The sequence below is a fragment of the Vibrio sp. Hep-1b-8 genome, assembly GCF_006124995.1.
Taxonomy (GTDB): domain Bacteria; phylum Pseudomonadota; class Gammaproteobacteria; order Enterobacterales; family Vibrionaceae; genus Vibrio.
This window is the reverse complement of record NZ_QEWN01000076.1, coordinates 1-882: the sequence shown is the minus strand read 5'-3', so window position 1 is coordinate 882 and position 882 is coordinate 1. Positions and strand designations below refer to the sequence as shown.

At 42.9% G+C, this 882-nt stretch carries 1 protein-coding gene; it reads left to right on the top strand.

The window, feature by feature from the left end:
• Window positions 1–551: 551 nt before the first annotated feature.
• Window positions 552–882 (top strand): Hcp family type VI secretion system effector (locus tag DA100_RS08360; RefSeq protein ID WP_138971730.1); only part of this gene is annotated, 331 nt, incomplete at its 3' end.

The following is an 882-nucleotide window of genomic DNA, read 5'->3' as shown; positions in this document are numbered from 1 at the left end:
CGCGTGTCATTAAATGGCATAACGTTGATACTGTGGTATGGGTTGACTACTCATTGTCGAGAACCCTCTTTCATGCAGTGAGACGAGCTTTAAGCCGCTCAATTTCAGGCAAAGAGTTGTGGCCCAACACGGGCAATAGAGAAACGCTGAGAAAATCATTTTTCAGTAGAGATTCAATTTTATTGTGGACGATCAAAACCTATCATTCGAATCGTGCAAGGTACTTAGCAGATATGGACAATCCTCAATATCAACATATTCGCTTTGTTAGATTGACGAGTCCTGCGGAGGCGAGACGATTTCTATGCGATTTCTATGCGATTTATAGGGACGTATTATAAGGACAAAGCGCTACTGACAGTGTAGAGAATACTTTTCTCTCCGGGCAACTTTTTGCTCGATCTGGGCAAGATCTTGCTCGATTCGAGCAAAAAGTTGCTCAGCTTGTATATTAACAAATGCTTAAATTGTTGAAATATATACATTTTAATTTTGGCGCGCTTTTTGACTAAGAGTTAGTGTTATTACACACAACCTCTAAGGATTTTACTATGCCAACTCCATGTTATATTTCTATCGACGGTGAAACTCAGGGTCTGATCACGGCGGGCGCCTGTACGGCTGACTCTATCGGTGACTCTTATGTAGAAGGTCACGAAGACGAGATGCTGGTTCAGAAGTTTGACCACGTTATTTCGGTTCCGACTGATCCACAATCTGGTCAACCTTCTGGTCAACGCGTCCATAAACCTTTCAAGTTTACTGTCACTCTCAACAAAGCCGTGCCACTGCTGTACAACGCGCTTTCTTCTGGTGAGAAGATGAAGACTGTTGAACTGAAATGGTACCGCACCTCTATCGAAGGCAAACAAGAGAACTTCT